The organism is uncultured Lutibacter sp. (assembly GCF_947495725.1).
Classification (GTDB): domain Bacteria; phylum Bacteroidota; class Bacteroidia; order Flavobacteriales; family Flavobacteriaceae; genus Lutibacter.
The window spans coordinates 51,966-67,231 of the sequence record NZ_CANLZZ010000003.1 but is presented as its reverse complement, the minus strand read 5'-3'; the positions used below and the strand labels follow the sequence as shown (position 1 = coordinate 67,231).

Genomic DNA, 15,266 nt, shown 5'->3' with positions numbered 1-15,266 from the left:
CTAATCTATTTGTTTAGATGAGCGATAATATCGCATAATAATATTTGGATCTGGAAGTAATGTTGTTAGTGCCTTATCTTTTCCTTCATATTCAAACTGAGATAAAACATAACGAATACATTCTAAGCGAGCTACTTTTTTATCATTTGCTCTTACAATAATCCAAGGACTATAACTTGTATGAGTTTTACTAAACATTTGCTCTTTATAATGTGTGTATTTGTCCCATAGTTCTTGACCTTTTTTATCTACTGGGCTAAATTTCCATCGTTTTAGAGGAGTTTCTAATCTGGCATTAAACCTGGATAATTGTTCATCTTTTGAAATTGAAAACCAAAATTTAATTAAAACAAGGTTATCTTCATAAAGCATATGTTCAAATTCGGGTACTTGAACCATAAAATTTTGATATTGAGATTCGTTACAAAATCCCATTACAGGTTCTACAACGGCTCTATTATACCAACTTCTATCAAAAAAAACTATTTCTCCTGCATTTGGTAGTTCTTTAATATAACGTCTAAAATACCATTGGCCGCGTTCAATTTCTGTTGGTTTAGTTAACGCAACTAATCTAGTAGATCTTGGATTTAAATGTTCAGAGAAACGTCTAATATTACCTCCTTTACCAGCCGCATCTCTTCCTTCAAAAATAATTCCAACTCTTTTTTTGTTTTTTGAAATCCACTGTTGTAATTTAACTAGCTCAATTTGAAGTTTTTTAAGTTCTTCTTCATAAAATATTTTTTTTTCGACTTTGGTAATATCAATATTTTTATTTTTGATAATCTCACGCAATTCTTTACTAGAAGATGCTTTTTCAAAATCTTCTTTAGTTAAACTTGGAGTTTGACTCATAATTATTCTACCTTTTCAATAGTTACACAATCGGCAGGATTATTTGAAATTTGTAATTTAGCATCTGACGGAGAGATGTAAGGTATTCCTAATCCTAATCCACGCAATATAAATAATAATCCAATAATAATTACAAATACAGGAATTGCTTTTTGAATTTTATTTCTTAATGATAAATTTACAAAATTTCCTAAAATAACAGCTGAGGTCATTAATGGAATTGTGCCTAACCCAAAAATGGTCATATAAAGTAACCCATTTACTACATTACCTGTTGATATTGAGCCTAATAAAGCCATATATACCAACCCACAAGGTAAAAATCCATTGAAAAAACCAATTAAAAAAATTGACTTACTTGATTTTTTGTTTAAGTATAAACCAAGTTGTTGCTTTACTTTTCCAATAATATTATAAAGTGGTTTGGTAATATTAAATTTATTAAATAATGATGCAGGAACAATTACAATTGCAATCATAATTACTCCCATTAGAATGGACAATCGTTGCTGAAAACCCGCCAAATATAATCCTTTCCCTATAAATCCAAATAAAACTCCTATTATTGAATAGCTTATTAGGCGACCGAAATGGTATAAAAATATTTGAAAGCTAATTTTTGTTTTTGAAGACCTATCAACAGGTAATACAAACGCAATTGGACCACACATTCCAATACAGTGAAAACTACCTGCTAATCCTAAAATTAAAGCTGTCCACAACATGTTAATACATCAATTTCTCTTTATATAAATAAGTGTTTTTATTAACTTCCCATTCAATATAAACATCCCAACGACCGTCAACTAAAACATCGTCCTTAATTAATAGCTCGTGAGTTTTCAAATTAATAATTTGTTCAAAATCAATTTTGCTATTAGATAACCTTTTAAAAACAATATTACCGGTGATATCACTTGGTTTAAATTCTTTTGGAAAACTTACTAATAATCCTTCATTTACTTTTTTTATAGAAACATTTTCTTTTAAATCCAATCCTTTTATTTCATTATCAATTTCAATTTGATAATTTAACTCATCTTTATAATATTGTTCCGAAACCAAATGATGGTCATATTCTGGTAAAAAGGTTACTTTATAAACAAACGATAATATAAATACAATAAATGCCGTAATTGCAATTATAATTCCTGTAGGCCAACTTATTTTTAATTTCATTTACTTAATTATTAAAGGTCCCGAAAAATTGGTTGAAGTAGTTTCAATCAACTTTCCTTTGGAATAAATACCAATTTTTAATTTTTCTTTTGACGAATTTAAGTCTTTTTTATTTATTTCAATAAATAATGTACCTTCCCTCAAGGCTTGCTTTGAAATATTAAGGTTACCGCCTACTAAATTAACCTTTCCTTTATGAGAAATTAGTTTTATACTAACATCCTCAATATCCTCAGTTGTTTTATTAATTAATTTTACTGTAAACACATTTTTAATTGTAGTTTCAGTACTTTGAAAGGTTTGACCAGGCAATCTTAAAATAGTTGCCTCGACATCATTACGCAAAAACAACATTGTTATTAAAACTCCTATTAAAACTGTTAAAATTACAGAATATGCAATTAGACGTGCGTTAAATTTGAATTTTTCCTTTTTTTCTATGTTATCTTCAGAAGCATACCTTATTAAACCTTTATCAAAACCAGATCTATCCATAATCTCATCACAAGCATCAATACAAGCTGTACAATTTATACACTCTAACTGGGTTCCATTTCTAATGTCAATTCCTGTAGGACAAACCTGAACGCATTGTTTACAGTCTATACAATCCCCATGTCCTAATTGATCTCTATTTTCATCTTTTCGTAATTTTTTTCTACCATTTTCACCTTCCCCTCTAACATAATCATAAGCAACGTTAATTGATTTATTATCGAGTAAAACTCCTTGTAATCTTCCATAAGGACAAACAATAATACAAACTTGTTCTCTAAACCAAGCGAAAACAAAATAGAAAACACCTGTAAATGCTAATAAATAAAATAAAGTATTTAAATGCTCTAAAGGCCCATCATTAATATAACCCAATACTTTATCTGAGCCTATAATATAGGCTAAAAAAACATTTGATATTATAAATGAAATAATAAAAAATACAAACCATTTTAAAACTCTTTTTCTAATTTTCTCTGCATTCCAAGCTTGTTTTTCAAGCTTAATTTGTTTTGATCTATCTCCTTCAATTAGATATTCTACTTTTCTAAATACCATTTCCATAAAAATAGTTTGTGGGCACATCCACCCACAAAATATTCTACCGAATACAACTGTAAATAAAATTACAAATACTACACTTACAAGCAGTGAAATAACTAATAAATGAAAATCTTGAGGCCAAAATGGAAAACCAAAAATATGAAACTTTCTTTCTAAAATATTAAATAATAAAAACTGATTCCCTTTTATTTTAATAAATGGAGAAACCAATAATATTACTAAAAGTACCCAACTAACAATAGTTCGATACTTATAAAACATTCCTTTAGGTTTTTTGGGATAAATGAAATTTCTTTTACCACTTTGATCAATTGTAGCAATAGAATCTCTAAATTTTTCTTGACTTTCTTTTTCCATATTAATTCTGAATACTTATAAAAATTTGTGTTGCAAATTTATGTCTATTTCGTGGAGTACAACGAAACCATTGTAACAAAAAAATGGGGAAAAAAGAAATTGATTTAATCTTTTAAAAACCAACTTCTTTACTCCCCAAATTTACTACTAGCTAAAAATAGTGAACATCATTATATATAAATGATGTTTATAATATTATTCTTCTGGCCAAACAATGTCTCCTTCGGCAGCTTTTGGAGTAGCCGGTGTTGACCCTTGCATTGAAATAATATAGCTGGCAAGTAAAATTCTTTCATCTCTACTAATTGTGCTTTCCCAGGCAATCATTCCCTTTCCAGGTCTTCCTCCTTTAGATATAGTGTTATAAATATTTTTCACTCCTCCACCTAAAACCCATTTATTATCAGTAAGATTTGGACCAATACTTCCTCCTAAATCTACTAAATGACATGCCGTACATGTTTTTGAAGCAAATAACTCCTTACCTTTGGCAATACTAGCATCATCTGTTAATGCTACAATATTACTATCATCAAATAATTGAGGGTTTGCCTCTTTATAAGCTTCAACTGCCGCTTTACCTTCTGCAACTTCAATTGCAAACTCTTCTGCCTGATTGTACTTTTCTGGATTAGTAAATACATTATAATAGTAAATACCACTAATTACTATTGTAATATAGAACCCATATAACCACCAAGGTGGCAATACATTATCTAATTCTTTTATACCATCATAATCATGGTCTAACATTATATCTTCCTCCGTCCCTAACTCGTGGGCTTTGGTCAAAGATTTCATAAACTTTTTCCAACCCGATATGTTTTCTGAATTTTTATTCATGGTCAATTTCTTTGTTATTAATGTCGTTATCTAAAGGCAAATTACTTAAGCTATCTATTCTTTTTTTCGGAAGTTTAAAAACAAATAATATCATTGCTGAAAAAACTAAAAAGAATAAGACTAATGAAATTATAGGATATATTTCAACCCCATCAATACCTTCTAAATTATGTTTGATAAATTTTAACATACACTATTTATTTTAAAGCCGTTTTACCTGCTTTTATATCCGTACCTAATCTCTGTAAATATGCAATTAGAGCTACAATTTCTTTGTTTTGAATATTGCTTGAACCATAATTTTTAACAAATTCTGGATCCTGTCTTAAATTACCTTCAATTTCTTTAGCTTGCGCTAATAATGCCTGTTTTGCACCACTTATATCTTCAACTGAATAAGGAACACCTAATGAAACTAAACCTTCCATTTTATTCTCTAAATTCGATGCATTCATATCATTTTTAATTAACCATGCATAACGTGGCATAATTGATCCTGGTGAAGTAGAACGAGGATCTAACATATGATTAAAATGCCAGTTGTCATTATACTTTCCTCCAACTCTATGTACATCTGGTCCTGTTCTACGAGAACCCCATAAAAATGGAAAATCATATACAAATTCACCAGCTTTTGAATACTCTCCATAACGTTCTACTTCCGAACGGAAAGGTCTAATCATTTGAGAGTGACAGTTATTACAACCTTCTCTAATATAAATATCTCTACCTTCTAATTCTAAAGGAGTATACGGTTTTACACTATCAATAGTTGGTATATTTGATTTTACTAACATTAACGGTACAATTTCTACCAAACCACCTATTAAAATAGCAATTGTAGTTAAAATTGTAAACAATACTGTTTTTCTTTCTAACCAAGTATGAAAACCTTCTCCAGCAATTCGCTGACCACTAATTTTTTTCAAAGGAGCAGCTTCTGCCAACTCATCTTCAACAACAGATCCTGCTTTAGCTGTTTTAATAACATTAATTGCTAATAAAATAAAACCTGTTAAATATAAGGTTCCTCCAATTGCACGCATTGCATACATTGGAATTACTTGTGTAACTGTTTCAAGAAAGTTACCATAAACTAATGTTCCATCTGGATTGAATTGTTTCCACATAAATGCCTGTGTAAACCCGGCAACATATAACGGAATTGCATAAAATAGAATTCCTAATGTACCTAACCAAAAATGTGTGTTTGCTAATTTTCTAGAATATAATGGAGTTTTCCATAATTTTTCTGCTAACCAATAAACAATACCAGCAATCATAAAACCATTCCAAGCTAATGCTCCAATATGTACGTGACCAACAATCCAATCTGTATAATGACCTATTGCATTTAAGTTTTTAAACGATAACATTGGCCCTTCAAATGTTGCCATACCATAACCAGTAATAGCAACTACAAAGAATTTTAATACTGGATTTTCACGAACTTTGTCCCAAGCACCACGAAGTGTTAATAAACCATTAATCATACCTCCCCATGAAGGGAAAATTAACATTACAGAAAAAACTGTTCCCAAGTTTTGAGCCCATTCTGGTAGTGCTGTATATAATAAATGGTGAGGTCCAGCCCATATATATAGGAAAATTAAAGTCCAAAAGTGAATAATAGAAAGTCTATAAGAATATACAGGTCTATTTGCTACTTTAGGAACAAAATAATACATTAAACCAAGTACTGGAGTTGTTAAAAAGAATGCCACAGCATTATGTCCATACCACCATTGCACTAAAGCATCTTGTACTCCTGAATAAACTGAGTAACTTTTAAATGCACTTACTGGCATTTCTAAGTTATTAAAAATATAAAGAACAGCAATTGTTATAAGAGTTGCAATATAAAACCAAATTGCAACATAAATATGCCTTTGTCTACGTTTTAAAATAGTACCAATAAGATTAATTCCAAAAATTACCCATATTAAAACAACCGCTATATCAATTGGCCATTCTAATTCTGCATATTCTTTAGATGAAGTTAAACCTAATGGTAATGTAATGGCTGCAGCTACAATAATTGCTTGCCATCCCCAAAAATGAATTCTACTTAAAACATCGTTAAACATTCGCGCTTTAAGTAATCTTTGAGTTGAATAATACACACCTAGGAAAATACCATTACCAACAAAAGCAAATATAACTGCATTTGTGTGTAAAGGTCGTAATCTACCAAAACTTAGCCACGAAATTGCATTATCTGCTCCGGCAAATTCTAATAATCCTGGGAATACAAAAAGTAGCGCTACTAAAAGCCCTACTAACATACCTACAACTCCCCAAAGAATTGTAGCCCAAAGAAACATTTTAACGATCTTGTTATCGTAATAAAACTGTTCTTTTTCCATACTTATTTGATTAATTTAAATGATTATTTATTAAACTTGTTGATTTTCCTCTTTAGACTTATCTACCTTATCTACCACAACTAATTCGTCATCAAAAAGCATTCTAACAGACGGAGTATAAGTATCATCATACTGTCCTGATTTAACCGTTTTAATAAATACTATGAAAAAAAATATGGCAACAATTATACTTACACCAATTGTTATGTAAACTACTTCCATTATTTTTAGTTAATTAGTTGTTTTTGATTTTTAGACACAAAAATAAAAATTTTTAACATAAATAATATGATAATTATCATATTATGAAATTCGTTGAATGTATTTTTAAATTCTTCTTGAAACAAAGTTAGTAAGAATTGTAACAAATACAACTATGGTTATAGAACTTAAAGGCATAAGAATTGCTGCAACTACCGGCGTAAGCAAACCATTTAAAGCAAAGTACATTCCAATAAGATTATAGCCTAAAGACAGTACAAAACTTGCTTTTATAATTTTAATAGTTTTAATAGAAAGTGATACAAAAACTGGGAGCTTATCAAAAAGTTGTGCATCTAAAATTGCATCGCAAGCTGGGGTAAACACATTTACATCTTCCGAAATTGCTATCCCTACATTACTTTGCGCCAAAGCACCAGCATCATTTAATCCATCTCCTATCATCATTACTTGTTTTCCCGATTTTTGAATATTTTTAATAAAATTTAATTTATCTTCTGGCTTTTGGTTAAAATATAACTTTGTATTTTTTGGCAATAACTTATCTAAATTCTCCCTTTCTCCTTCATTATCCCCAGACAATATAACCAGATTATACTTTTTTGATAATTTATTAAACACCTCTTTAGTTCCTTTTCTGTATGAATTCTTAAAAAGAAATACCCCTTTAAAATGATTATTGATTTTAATATAAATAGCCGTTTCTTCTAACTTTTTCACCTCAACCTGAAGAAAACTTGCAGAACCTATTTTAAAATCAATATTATTAATAGTAGCTTCAATACCTTTCCCTAAAATTTCATTAAAACTAGAAGGCTCTGTGCTACTTGGAGATACCTGCAAATACTCGTAAAGAGATCTACTTAATGGATGATTTGAGGCTCTTAAAATATTTTTCAAGCTTTTTAATTCTTTTCCAGAAAGGTTTTCTCCTTCATATAATAATTGTGTTTTATCATTAGTTGTTATTGTTCCTGTTTTATCAAATATAATGGTGTCAATTTTCGATATACTTTCAATAGTCTCAGTATTTTTTAAGTAGAATTTTTTATAACCAAATATTCTTAACATATTTCCAAAGGCAAATGGAGCAGATAACGCTAAAGCACAAGGACAAGCAATAATTAATACAGCGGTAACTACATTAAAAGCCATTGATGCATTATAATTATACCAAAATATTCCGGCCACAAGTGCAATTGATAAAATTGCAATAGTAAAATATTTACTTATGCTATCTGTAATGTTTTTTATTGTAACGGCTGTTTTTTTATTAAATACATCATTACTCCATAATTGAGTTAAATAACTTTGGGAAATGCTACTAATAACTTCCATTTCAATTGCGCCAGAAGTTTGCTTTCCTCCTGCAAATAATTTATCGCCAGATTGTTTCGATACTGGCACGGATTCACCAGTTACAAAACTATAATCAATAGCTGCATTACCGTTAATTAAAATCCCATCAACTGGAATTAATTCTTCATTTCTAATTAAAAGTCGATCACCTTTTTTTATGTTTTTTACAGGTACATTTGTTTCAATATCATTTTTTATTAAGGTAACCGCAATTGGAAAATAGGATTTATAATCTCTTTCGAAGGATAAAAAACTATATGTTTTTTGTTGAAAATACTTTCCTAATAATAAAAAGAAAACCAACCCTGAAAGGCTATCGAAAAAACCAGAACCTAAATCAAATAAAATTTCATAGGAACTTCTAAAAAACAAAACTGAAATTCCTAATGCTATTGGAACATCAATATTTAAAATCCAATGCTTTAACCCTTTATAAGCCGAAATAAAATAATCCTTTGCAGAATAAAATACCACAGGAACTGCCATTGTAAACATTAACCATCTAAACAAATGTTTATATTTTTCAAGCCAAAACTCATCAACCTCAAAATATTCGGGAAAAGATAGCAACATTATATTTCCAAAAGCAAAAGCTGCTATTGAAACTTGATAAATTAATGTTTTATCTACCTTGTTATCTTTATTATCTGCATCTTCTAAACTAATATAGGGCTCGTAACCTATTGAAGTTATCAACTCTACCAATTCTTTTAAATTGGTTCTTTCATTTTTAAAAGTTATACGAAGTATTTTTTTTGGGAAATTTACCATTGAGGTTGTTACACCACTATTTAACTTACTTAAATTTTCCAACACCCAAATACATGAACTACAATGAATACTTGGAATAAATAATTCAAGCACCGATGTTTCACCATCAGAAAACTCCAAAAGTTTTTCAATTATTTCTTCATTTTCTAAATAATTGTACTTCCCTTTTATATCTTTAGGTATTGTTCCTGGAGCCGATTCTAAATCATAATAACAATTTAATTCATTGGTATTTAAAATCTCGTAAACAGTTTTGCAACCATTACAACAAAAATACTTTTCATTAAATATTATTGGATTTTTACCACAATCTGTACCACAGTGATAACAATTATTTAAACTCATCTTAAACTAATTTCGACACAAAACTATTGATTTATTCCTTTTAAAATATGATAAAAATCATTTTATTTCGTACATTAGCGCAATTAACACAATAGCATAAATATGTCGAACTGCAGGCAATGTATTATAAAAAGATTTAATGCTCTTAAAACTTTAACTAATGAAGAATTAGAATGTATTTCGGAGCATAAAACATCTCTTATTATAAAAAAAGGAGAGAATTTAATGACAGAAGGAAATGCAATAAACGGTTTGTACTGCATTAAAGATGGTAAAGGTAAATTAACAAAATTAAATACCAACGGGAAAGAGCAAATTATAAAATTTATAAAAGGTGGTGATATTTTAGGGCATCGTTCCATTTTAAGTGAAGAATTAGTTGGTTTAAATGCCATAGCTCTTGAAGATATGCATGTGTGTTTTATACCTAAAGGAGATATTATGGATACCATTAAAGAAAACAACTTGTTTTCTTTAAGTTTAATGAAAAATATTTCTCACCAATTAAACGAAGCAAACACTTCAATATCTCAAATGGCTCAAAAACCGGTAAAAGATAGATTAGCGGAGACTTTACTTCACCTTGAAGATATTTTTGGTGTTGATAATGAAGGTTGTATTGATGTGTTATTAACTAGGGAGGAAATTGCGAATACTATTGGAACTGCAACAGAGTCTGCTATTAGGTTATTATCAAACCTTAAAAAAGATGGAGTAATAGATTTGATTGGTAAAAGAATAAAAATTTCGAATAAAAACGCCTTAAAAAACATTTCTGAAGGCTATTAAATTAAATCGTCTATTTTAAAATAAAAAAAAACCTTTTAGAAATTCTAAAAGGTTTTTTTATAATTTATAATAAATTAAGCCATTGAAGCTGCAATTCGTTTATAAATTCCTTTTTCAAGTTTTTCTCTAATTGCAGAAAAAGACTCAATTGTAACTTTTACATCCTCTAATGTATGTGTTGCTGTTGGTATTAATCTTAAAATAATTAATCCTTTAGGAATTACTGGGTAAACAACTATTGAACAAAATATTCCATAATTTTCTCTTAAATCGTTAACCATTGCCATTGCTTCTGGAATATCTCCCTCTAAAAATACTGGAGTAACACAAGTATTTGTATTTCCTATATTAAATCCATTCTCTTTTAAACCGTTTTGCAATGCATTTACATTTTCCCAAAGCTTATCCTTAAGTTCGGGCATTGTACGAATCATATCCAAACGTTTTAAAGCTCCTTTAACCATTGCCATAGGCAACGATTTTGCGAACATTTGAGAACGCATATTGTATTGCAAATACTGAATAATATCTTTATCAGCAGCAAAAAACGCTCCAATACCTGCCATGGATTTCGCAAAAGTTGCAAAATATACATCTATATCATCTTGAACACCTTGTTCGAAACCAGCTCCTTTACCGTTCTCACCTAAAGTTCCAAAACCATGAGCATCGTCTACTAATAATCTAAAGTTATACTTTTTCTTTAAAGCAACAATTTCTTTTAACTTTCCTTGTTCTCCGCGCATTCCAAAAACACCTTCAGAAATAACTAAGATTCCTCCATTAGATTCGTTTGCAATTTTAGTAGCACGCTTTAACATTACTTCTAAACTTTCTACGTCATTATGTTGAAAGGTAAATCGTTTGCCTGGGTGTAAACGAACACCGTCAATTATACATGCATGTGCATCTATATCATAAACAATTACATCGTTTTTACTAACTAAAGCGTCAATTGCAGACACCATACCTTGATACCCGAAATTTACTAAATATGCCGATTCTTTATTGACAAATTCAGCACATTCTTTCTCTAATTGCTCGTGATATACCGTATGACCAGACATCATTCTTGCTCCCATTGGATATGCCATTCCATATTCTGCAGCTGCTTCAGCATCTGCTTTTCTAACCTCAGGATGATTAGATAAGCCTAAATAATCGTTTATACTCCAAGTAATTACCTTTTTTCCGTTAAACGTCATTCTATTAGAAATTTCTCCTTCTAACTTTGGAAAAACATAATAACCTTCTGCTTGTTTTGCCCATTTTCCTAATGGTCCCTTATCTTTAACTATTCTTTCAAATAAATCTTTCATATATATAAATTTGACAAAGAAATAATATTTTATACTATTTCTTTAATGCTGCAAAGTACGGTATTTTTTTTGTGCTATTCAAATCTAAATAATACAAAAAAAAGAGGTCTAAAAAATTAATTTAGACCTCTTTTTTTATTTTTTTCTAAAATATTTTATTTAATAAATTCTACTTTACCTTTAGCTTGTTTTTCTGTATCAAAAAAGCCTTGCTCATCCATCCAATCATCACTATATATTTTTTCCATATATCTAGATCCGTGATCTGGAAGTACTAAAACTACTTTTGAATTTTCATCGAACATTCCTTTTTCAGCGTATTGCATAGTAGCTTGTATAATGGCGCCACTTGTATAACCTGTAAATAAACCTTCTGTAACGGCTAATTCTCGAGCTCTATGGGCTGCAGCTTCATCTGTAACTTTCTCAAATATATCTATTACATCAAAATCTGTAGCCGTTGGAATCAGGTTTTTTCCTAATCCTTCAATTCTGTAAGGATAAATTTCATTTTTATCAAATTCCTTAGTTTCATGAAATTTCTTTAAAATTGATCCAAATGCATCAACACCTAACGTTTTTATTTTTGGATTTTGTTCTTTTAAAAACTTAGAAACCCCAGAAATTGTTCCTCCAGTTCCACTTGCAGCTACTAAATGTGTTATTTCTCCGTTTGTTTGCTTCCAAATTTCTGGACCTGTAGAATTATAATGAGCTTCGGTATTTAATTTATTAAAATATTGATTAATGTATAATGAATTTGCTGTTTCGGAATGCAATCTCTTTGCTACTTCATAGTAAGATCTTGGATCGTCTGCTTTAACATGTGCTGGACAAACATAAACTTGTGCTCCCATTGCTTTTAACATGTTAATTTTACCTATTGAAGCTTTAGATGTAACTGCTAAAATACATTTGTATCCTTTTATTATACTTACCATTGCCATACTGAAGCCAGTATTACCAGAGGTAGTTTCTATTATTGTACTTCCTTCTTTTAGCAATCCTTGTCTTTCAGCTTCTTCAATTATATGCAGTGCAATTCTATCTTTCATAGAATGTCCAGGGTTAAACCCTTCATACTTTGCATAAAATTTACCGGGAAGATTATTTGTAATTTTGTTTAATTTTATAAGAGGTGTATCACCAATTAGATCTAAAATATTGTTACTTATTCCAGTATTTTGCTTCATTTTTTAGAGTTTAATTCAAATATTAAATTATGTAACTATTTGAACTATTATTAATTTTCTAACATGCAAATTTAATATTTTTTTTTAAATAGCATTTATTCCTTCCAAATCTAGTATAAAACTATAATCTCGAGCTACTTCTTTTAGGGCGTCAAATCTTCCCGATGCACCCCCGTGACCTGCTTCCATATTAGTATGCATTATTAAAATATTTGTATCTGTTTTTAACTCTCTAAGTTTCGCTACCCATTTTGCAGGTTCAAAATATTGTACTTGAGAATCGTGTAAACCAGTTGTAACCAACATATTTGGATACTTTTGTGGTTTAACATTATCATATGGAGAATAAGATTTCATGCAATTATAGTATTTTTCTTCATTTGGATTTCCCCACTCATCATATTCTCCTGTAGTTAATGGAATACTATCATCTAACATTGTTGTAACAACATCTACAAATGGAACCGAAGCCAATACGCCATTGTACAATTCTGGATTCATATTAATTATTGCTCCCATTAATAATCCACCTGCTGATCCTCCACTAGCATATAAATGTTCTTTTGAAGTATACTTATGCTCAATTAAATATTTTGAGCAATCGATAAAATCATAGAAAGTATTGTGTTTGTTTAATAATTTTCCATTTTCGTACCAATTACGACCTAAATATTCACTTCCTCTAACATGTGCAATTGCAAATATAAATCCTCTATCCAATAAACTTAATCGTGTTGTACTAAAACCAGCATCTATTGTATGTCCATAAGATCCATAACCGTATAATAATAATGGTGTGTCTTTTGAAATTTTAGTATTCTTATTATATACTAAAGAAATTGGTATTTTTACTCCATCTCTTCCATTTGCCCATAATCGTTCACTTTTGTAATTACTCTTTTCGAATTTTCCACCTAAAACTTGTTGCTCCTTTTTAACTTCCTTATCTTTTGTGTCTACATTAAAATCTATTACCGAACTAGGTGTAGTCATTGAATTATAGCCATAACGTATTATGTTAGTATCAAATTCGGGATTAAAGTAAACTCCAGCTGAATATGTTTCCTCTTCAAATGGTAAATAAAAATCTTCTGTTTTATCCCAGCGGATTATTCTTATTTTATTTAATCCATTACTTCGTTCTTCAACTACTAAAAAGTTTTTAAAAATAGAAATATCCTCCAATAAAACATCTTCTCTATGAGGAATAACTTCTTCCCAACTTTCTTTTAATGTTTTACTATTTGAAGCCCTCATTAATTTAAAATTAGTTGCATTATCCTTATTCGTTAATACGTAAAAATAACCATTATAATGAGCTATACTATATTCCAAATCTCTTTCTCTAGGTTGAAATATTTTAAAATCCCCATTTGGATTGTTAGCTTCTAAATATCGATATTCTGTAGATACTGTGCTATGTGATCCTATAATTATATATTCATCAGATTTTGATCGATAAACATAAGTGCTAAATGCTTCTTGGTCTTCGTAAAAAATTTCAACATCAAGTGAAGGGTCAGTACCTAACACATGTCTAAATATTTTTTCACCTCTTAATGTGGTTGGATTTTTTTGAGTATAAAATACTGTTTTGTTATCAGCGGCCCAAGTTGCTCCTCCAGTGGTGTTTTCTATTTTTTCTGGAAATAACTCACCTGTTTCCAAATTTTTAAACTGTAAGGTATATTGTCTTCTACTTACTGTGTCTACTCCAAAGGCAGCATATTTATTATTTAAACTAATAGAGAGCCCTGCTAAATTATAATACTTAAATCCTTCAGCTAATATATTTACATCAAAAAGTAATTCTTCTTTTGCCTCTAATGATTGCTTTTTTCTAGTATAAATTGGATATTGTTTTCCTTTTTCAAATCGGGTTATATAAAAATATTTATTCTTTTTATATGGAACCGACTCATCATCTTCTTTAATTCTAGATTTCATCTCATCAAATAAATCTTCTTGAAATTTATTTGTATGTTCGGTTTTTAGGTTATAAAAATCATTTTCAGCATTTAAATATGCTATAACTTTTGGATTTTCCTTCTCATTTAACCAATAATAATTATCAATTCTAACATCACCATGAATTTCTAATTTCTTTTCAATTTTCTCAACACTAGGTGGTGAAAGTACTTTATTTATCATTATTAAACATTTTTGCTAAGCGGCAAAAGTACTATATTTGCATGTTAAACAAGTTAAAAAATACACAAAAATGTTTGGAGATTTATCTGGAATGATGGGCAAATTGCAAGAAGCTCAACAACGAATAGAAGACACTAAAAAAAGATTGGATACAGTTTTAATTGATGAAAGTTCTGCTAATGGTAGTGTAAAGGTTACCGTTACAGCTAATAAACATGTAAAATCTATTTCAATTGCAGAAGAGCTTACCGACAAGGAAGAAATTGAAGATTATTTAATTATTGCCTTAAATAAAGCACTTTCAAAAGCAAACGATATTAGTGAACATGAATTGGCAATAGCTGCTAAAGATGGAATGCCAAACATTCCGGGAATGGATATGTTTAAATAAAAAACCTAATGTGATTATTAATATTTAACTAATTATTTTATTGAAATTAGATTGTTGTTACACA

At 29.5% G+C, this 15,266-nt stretch carries 14 protein-coding genes; 2 read left to right on the top strand and 12 right to left on the bottom strand.

What is annotated here, in order from left to right:
• The 9 genes from ppk2 to Q0776_RS07225 all read right to left on the bottom strand — a co-directional run bounded on the left by ppk2 (nt 1) and on the right by Q0776_RS07225 (nt 9,359).
• Entirely contained in the window at nt 1-858 is an 858-nt protein-coding gene (ppk2, locus tag Q0776_RS07265) for a polyphosphate kinase 2 (protein ID WP_298366520.1), read from the bottom strand.
• A 2-nt stretch (nt 859-860) separates the two neighbouring features.
• Entirely contained in the window at nt 861-1,583 is a 723-nt protein-coding gene (locus Q0776_RS07260) for a sulfite exporter TauE/SafE family protein (protein WP_298366518.1), read from the bottom strand.
• 1 nt (nt 1,584) lies between these two features.
• Nucleotides 1,585-2,037 carry a FixH family protein gene (locus Q0776_RS07255; protein WP_298366516.1) on the bottom strand — a complete coding sequence of 151 codons (453 nt, stop codon included), beginning with the start codon at nt 2,035-2,037 and terminating at the stop codon, nt 1,585-1,587.
• On the bottom strand, nt 2,038-3,453 hold the full coding sequence (gene ccoG, locus Q0776_RS07250; RefSeq protein WP_298366514.1) for a cytochrome c oxidase accessory protein CcoG: 1,416 nt from the start codon (nt 3,451-3,453) through the stop codon (nt 2,038-2,040).
• A 195-nt stretch (nt 3,454-3,648) separates the two neighbouring features.
• Nucleotides 3,649-4,296 carry a cbb3-type cytochrome c oxidase N-terminal domain-containing protein gene (locus tag Q0776_RS07245; RefSeq protein ID WP_298366512.1) on the bottom strand — a complete coding sequence of 216 codons (648 nt, stop codon included), beginning with the start codon at nt 4,294-4,296 and terminating at the stop codon, nt 3,649-3,651.
• Nucleotides 4,289-4,486, bottom strand: a complete 198-nt coding sequence (locus tag Q0776_RS07240) for a CcoQ/FixQ family Cbb3-type cytochrome c oxidase assembly chaperone (RefSeq protein WP_298366510.1) — start codon at nt 4,484-4,486, stop codon at nt 4,289-4,291. Before Q0776_RS07240 ends, Q0776_RS07245 begins: the two co-directional genes overlap by 8 nt.
• Nucleotides 4,487-4,493: 7 nt before the next feature.
• Entirely contained in the window at nt 4,494-6,662 is a 2,169-nt protein-coding gene (gene ccoN / locus Q0776_RS07235) for a cytochrome-c oxidase, cbb3-type subunit I (RefSeq protein WP_298366508.1), read from the bottom strand.
• A 30-nt stretch (nt 6,663-6,692) separates the two neighbouring features.
• Nucleotides 6,693-6,884, bottom strand: a complete 192-nt coding sequence (gene ccoS, locus Q0776_RS07230) for a cbb3-type cytochrome oxidase assembly protein CcoS (RefSeq protein ID WP_298366506.1) — start codon at nt 6,882-6,884, stop codon at nt 6,693-6,695.
• Between the two features lie 105 nt (nt 6,885-6,989).
• Nucleotides 6,990-9,359 carry a heavy metal translocating P-type ATPase metal-binding domain-containing protein gene (locus tag Q0776_RS07225; protein WP_298366504.1) on the bottom strand — a complete coding sequence of 790 codons (2,370 nt, stop codon included), beginning with the start codon at nt 9,357-9,359 and terminating at the stop codon, nt 6,990-6,992.
• 102 nt (nt 9,360-9,461) lie between these two features.
• Here Q0776_RS07225 and Q0776_RS07220 point away from each other — a divergent pair, with 102 nt between their 5' ends.
• A complete protein-coding gene (locus Q0776_RS07220) occupies nt 9,462-10,148 on the top strand; it encodes a Crp/Fnr family transcriptional regulator (RefSeq protein ID WP_298366503.1) in 687 nt (228 codons plus the stop codon).
• A 74-nt stretch (nt 10,149-10,222) separates the two neighbouring features.
• Here the strand turns inward: Q0776_RS07220 and Q0776_RS07215 are convergent, their stop codons facing one another.
• From Q0776_RS07215 to Q0776_RS07205, 3 genes are all read right to left on the bottom strand, one after another.
• On the bottom strand, nt 10,223-11,467 hold the full coding sequence (locus Q0776_RS07215; RefSeq protein ID WP_298366501.1) for an aminotransferase class I/II-fold pyridoxal phosphate-dependent enzyme: 1,245 nt from the start codon (nt 11,465-11,467) through the stop codon (nt 10,223-10,225).
• Between the two features lie 155 nt (nt 11,468-11,622).
• Nucleotides 11,623-12,660, bottom strand: coding sequence for a cysteine synthase family protein (locus Q0776_RS07210; protein ID WP_298366499.1), 1,038 nt, complete (start codon nt 12,658-12,660; stop codon nt 11,623-11,625).
• A gap of 84 nt (nt 12,661-12,744) precedes the next feature.
• Nucleotides 12,745-14,811, bottom strand: a complete 2,067-nt coding sequence (locus Q0776_RS07205; RefSeq protein WP_298366497.1) for a S9 family peptidase — start codon at nt 14,809-14,811, stop codon at nt 12,745-12,747.
• Nucleotides 14,812-14,881: 70 nt separating this feature from the next.
• On the opposite strand from Q0776_RS07205, the gene Q0776_RS07200 reads away from it, so the two are divergent.
• A complete protein-coding gene (locus tag Q0776_RS07200) occupies nt 14,882-15,202 on the top strand; it encodes a YbaB/EbfC family nucleoid-associated protein (RefSeq protein WP_298366495.1) in 321 nt (106 codons plus the stop codon).
• Nucleotides 15,203-15,266: the final 64 nt, after the last annotated feature.

Bases quoted from the DNA above. Each gene is read 5' to 3' on its own strand.
- ppk2 (WP_298366520.1), bottom strand. From the start codon at position 858: ATGAGTCAAACTCCAAGTTTAACTAAAGAAGATTTTGAAAAAGCATCT.
- Q0776_RS07260 (WP_298366518.1), bottom strand. From the start codon at position 1,583: ATGTTGTGGACAGCTTTAATTTTAGGATTAGCAGGTAGTTTTCACTGT.
- Q0776_RS07255 (WP_298366516.1), bottom strand. From the start codon at position 2,037: ATGAAATTAAAAATAAGTTGGCCTACAGGAATTATAATTGCAATTACG.
- ccoG (WP_298366514.1), bottom strand. From the start codon at position 3,453: ATGGAAAAAGAAAGTCAAGAAAAATTTAGAGATTCTATTGCTACAATT.
- Q0776_RS07245 (WP_298366512.1), bottom strand. From the start codon at position 4,296: ATGAATAAAAATTCAGAAAACATATCGGGTTGGAAAAAGTTTATGAAA.
- Q0776_RS07240 (WP_298366510.1), bottom strand. From the start codon at position 4,486: ATGTTAAAATTTATCAAACATAATTTAGAAGGTATTGATGGGGTTGAA.
- ccoN (WP_298366508.1), bottom strand. From the start codon at position 6,662: ATGGAAAAAGAACAGTTTTATTACGATAACAAGATCGTTAAAATGTTT.
- ccoS (WP_298366506.1), bottom strand. From the start codon at position 6,884: ATGGAAGTAGTTTACATAACAATTGGTGTAAGTATAATTGTTGCCATA.
- Q0776_RS07225 (WP_298366504.1), bottom strand. From the start codon at position 9,359: ATGAGTTTAAATAATTGTTATCACTGTGGTACAGATTGTGGTAAAAAT.
- Q0776_RS07220 (WP_298366503.1), top strand. From the start codon at position 9,462: ATGTCGAACTGCAGGCAATGTATTATAAAAAGATTTAATGCTCTTAAA.
- Q0776_RS07215 (WP_298366501.1), bottom strand. From the start codon at position 11,467: ATGAAAGATTTATTTGAAAGAATAGTTAAAGATAAGGGACCATTAGGA.
- Q0776_RS07210 (WP_298366499.1), bottom strand. From the start codon at position 12,660: ATGAAGCAAAATACTGGAATAAGTAACAATATTTTAGATCTAATTGGT.
- Q0776_RS07205 (WP_298366497.1), bottom strand. From the start codon at position 14,811: ATGATAAATAAAGTACTTTCACCACCTAGTGTTGAGAAAATTGAAAAG.
- Q0776_RS07200 (WP_298366495.1), top strand. From the start codon at position 14,882: ATGTTTGGAGATTTATCTGGAATGATGGGCAAATTGCAAGAAGCTCAA.